At 44.2% G+C, this 3,852-nt stretch carries 1 protein-coding gene; it reads right to left on the reverse strand.

Annotated features, from left to right (window positions below):
- Positions 1-3,802: Rib/alpha-like domain-containing protein (locus WKI23_RS09290; RefSeq protein ID WP_368079723.1), on the reverse strand; the 3,802-nt coding region annotated here is incomplete at its 3' end.
- Positions 3,803-3,852 lie beyond the last annotated feature (50 nt).

Here is a 3,852-nt window from a genome sequence, read left to right on the forward strand (position 1 = left end):
TGTCGCTTCCTGCTGTGGCACTTGCTTGGATAGCTTGACTTCTGTCGATGTCTTTGTATCCTAGTACCACTTTGCCATCCTGTAGTAAACCTGCTTTTCCTTCTGTTACACTCCAGTTTTGGCCTTCTTTTGATAGTTTGACCGTCTGTTGTGCTCCAACTTTGTCCGTATACGTGATGGTTACTTTGTCCGCATTTGTTGGCGGTGTTAAGACTGCATCTCCATTTTGTTTGTGGCTTGCCACCACTTGATCTGGGGTAGCTGTCTTAGAGTTAACCGTTACATCTACTTCTTCTGTTGATCCATCCGCATAAGTTACTACTGCTTTGACTGTCGCGCTTGTTCCTGCACCTACTGGTGTTAAGTTTCCTTTGGCTACTGCGTTTTGTTTCTTAGTAGCTGTTATTGCCGCATTGATTTGCTCTGCTGTTGGCGTTGCTCCTGCCCCTACTGTGATTTCTGCTACAGTTGGTTTTTGATGCTCTGGTACAGTTGTAGTGAAGTCGCGTTGTGTACTTTCTCCTGTTCCTGTTCCTGCCTTAGCTGTCGCTGTAATCGTACGGTTGCCTGAAATCTTATCGCTTGGTACAGTTACTTTGCTTGCGCTATTGTCTTGTGGATTTGTAATCGTGATACCTGAGTCCTGTGGCGCTGTCCATCTTCCATCTGCTTCTTTTGTAAGCGTTACTGTCTTAATTTCTGTATCGCTTACTGGATAGTTGATGGTTGCGCTGTCCGCATTTTCTGGAATTGTAATTTCTACATCGCCGTTGTCGCGTACATGTTCACTAAACTCATTTGGTTGCGGTGCTTTTGCAGTCGCTTCTTTTTCTTCACTTAGTTTCGTTGCGCTTTCGGCATCTCCCGTAACTTTTGTTCCATCTTTGACTTTGTCTGCTGGTACGGTTACGGTTACTTGACCTGTCGCGTCGTCTTTGCGAAGTTCTAGTCCTGAGTCTTGTGGTAGTGCCCAGTTGCCGTCTGCTTGTTTTGTAATCTCTACCGTCTTAGGTGATGTTTCTCCTTCTGGCGTGTAGGTTACTCTTGCTTTGTCGGCTTCTTGTGGAACTGTTACATCTACTGAACCATCAGCTTTTGTTGTCGCATTTACGCCGTTTAAGCGGTCTTTAGCTACAAGGCTTCCCTCTTCACTAAACTCTGAGTTGTCTTTCTTCTGTTTAGCGTATACGGTTGTTCCTACTTTGGCTGTTCCACTTGTCATGTGCACTGTCGCTGTTCCATCTACGTTGTTTGTAATTTGAACGGTCGGTTGTGCATTGGCATCATCTTTATCCCATTGTCCGTTTGTTCCTTTTGTGAAGCTTACTGTCTGTTCTTGACCTGCTGCGTCTGTAAAGCGAAGTTCTGCTTTTCTTGAATCCTCTTTACCTACTACTGCTGTAATCTCTAAACTTGTTCGGTCTTGGGCTAAGGCTGGTTGCGATGGTTTTTGTGATAGGACTGTAATCTCTACTGTAGTTTCTACACTCTGACCTCGAAGTTCTTCTGGTACGTCTGTACCTGTTCCAAACCTTGTCACTACTGTGTAGTTTGCTTTTCCTACTGTAGCTGATGTCGGTGCATTGCCATCTTTCCATGTGTAGGTTGTTCCGTTTGGTAACGCACTTGTGTTTGCTACTGGTACGACATAGTCACTTGCCTGTGGATTGAAGGTGTCTCCTACCGTTACAGTCGTTTTCGCATCTGCTTTTGCTTCTAAGCTGTATACACTTGGAGTGATGTATTGATCTGTTATGTCTGTCAATGCTACTCCATTTTGTGGATACGTTACTTTGATACGTGGTAAGCTTTGTCCTACTTTGACTTCTGCTGGATCATTTTCCCAACTTAGTGTGCCATTGCCTTCTGCTGTTACGTAGTGTGATAGATTGTCATTTGTGATGTTGGCATCTTTTGCTTTCAAGACTGCTTTTGCACTTGGTTGGGCTAGAGTTGTCACCGTTACTTGTACTTCTTGCTTTTCTGTCTGACCTTTTAGTTTAACTAGTAAGGTTTCTACTCGTGTTCCTGCAACGCCTTTTTCTAATGCTGTTTTGTCTTTCCACTGAGCCGTTGCTCCCGTAAAGTCTACTCCTGCATTGCCTTGACGTAAGAGTTTGCCCAAGGTTTGCGCATCTAAAGTGTCTGTGCCTGCTATGTTGCCTGAGCCTGCTAGTGTTTGGATGCTTCCTTTTGCACTTAGCTCGTTTAACTTAGCTGTCACATCATCTGATTTGTCAGATTCTACTTTCTCTGCTTGGTTATCTGGCATGTAGATTGTTTTGACGTAGACTTTTCCTTTTGGTAAGTCTTTTGTCGGTGTAATGGTTGTAGTCGTTGCTGTCGCATAGTCTGTGCCTTTTGGTACGTCTGTATGTCCTAGCTCGTTTCCTTGCTCATCATACAAGACTACTCGTGTGCCGCTTGTGACATTGCCTACTTCTACTACTGATCTTGTGCCTGATTTCCATTCCAAGTCGGTTGTAATGCTTGGTTTGGCTGGTTTTTTGATGAAGGTGATTTCTTGTGTCTCTTCTGCTAGAGCTTCTGATTTCTCATTGCCTCCATCTGCGTTTGGATAGTAAACCTTAACCTTGTTGGTCTTCTTACCAATCCAGTCGCCATTTACTCCGCCCCATGTATCTGAACCGTATTCTTGGTTGGCTGTGCCATCTGTCTTCCATGCGTATTCTATACCTTGTGGCGCTGTTGGACTTGTTGTCACATAGTTCTTCGCGTTTGTGTCGAAGTTTTCTCCTACTGTTAGAGTGTACTCTGTAGCCTTAGCTACCGAGTGGTAGGTTGGAAGGGATACTTCCAATTCTCTCACAACTGTATCCGTCGCAGAGCCATTTCCTGGGTAGACAACTTCTATCTTAGCCTTACGGTCTGCAGACACGCTAGATACATCTGGGGTACCATCTTTCCAACGAACTGTTACGTTATTTGGCTTACTGTCTGTACCTTCAAATGAAACATAGTTAGAAGCTTCTGTGCCGTTTGACAAGCTACCCAACTTGTTCGTGTAGCTTGATTTCTTCAAGCTAGCAGTTGGATATACATGGACAGGTACTTCTACTTCTGTACTTCCTTGTCCTGGTATTGTCACTACCGCTGTGTAGTTTCTTGTTCCAACCGCGTTGTAGTCTGGTGCTTGGTTATCTTTCCATTCTACTGTTGCGTTGTCTGGTAGATTTGTTCTAAGCGCTTCGTCTGTATTGTCGTTGTAACGAATACGTCCTTTAGCTTCGCCTGTGTAAGCCTCACCCTTAATCGCATGGATGCTATTTACGGCTAGTCCTTCTCTAACTGTTAGGCTTTCTCCTAAGTCTGATTCTGTTCGCTCGTCTTGTGATGTTGGTTTGTAGATCACTTTCGCTGCGATTTTTTGATCTTTTGTTAGAGTTGTGACTGTTACGTCTACTCCATTTTCTTTGGCGTCTCCCGTTGTTCCTGTGATGTCTTTGCGTCCTAATTCTCTTGGATTTGTTGGATTGCTTACATCATACAAGACTACGGTTGTTCCTGGAGTGACTCCGTTTACAGTTACACTGGTTGCTCCTGCTTTTCCTATACTTGTTTGAACACTTGGTGCGTCTGGTTTGATTGTGTACGGAATTTCTACATCTTCTGTACTTTGATCATCATAGGTTACCGTCGCTGCAATCTTGTTCTTACCGATACTTTCTGGTAAGGCTCCTTTTTTCACTACACTTGCTTTGTTGTCTACAGTAACCGCATCTTTGATGGCTGTTGCTGATAGAGCTTCGCTTTGTGCTCTTGTGATTGGAGTGATTGTCACACTGTGTTCTGGTACTGTGTATTGGGTGCTTGAAGCGTCACTTAGGTACT

The organism is Streptococcus pseudopneumoniae (assembly GCF_038148955.1).
Taxonomy (GTDB): domain Bacteria; phylum Bacillota; class Bacilli; order Lactobacillales; family Streptococcaceae; genus Streptococcus; species Streptococcus pseudopneumoniae_T.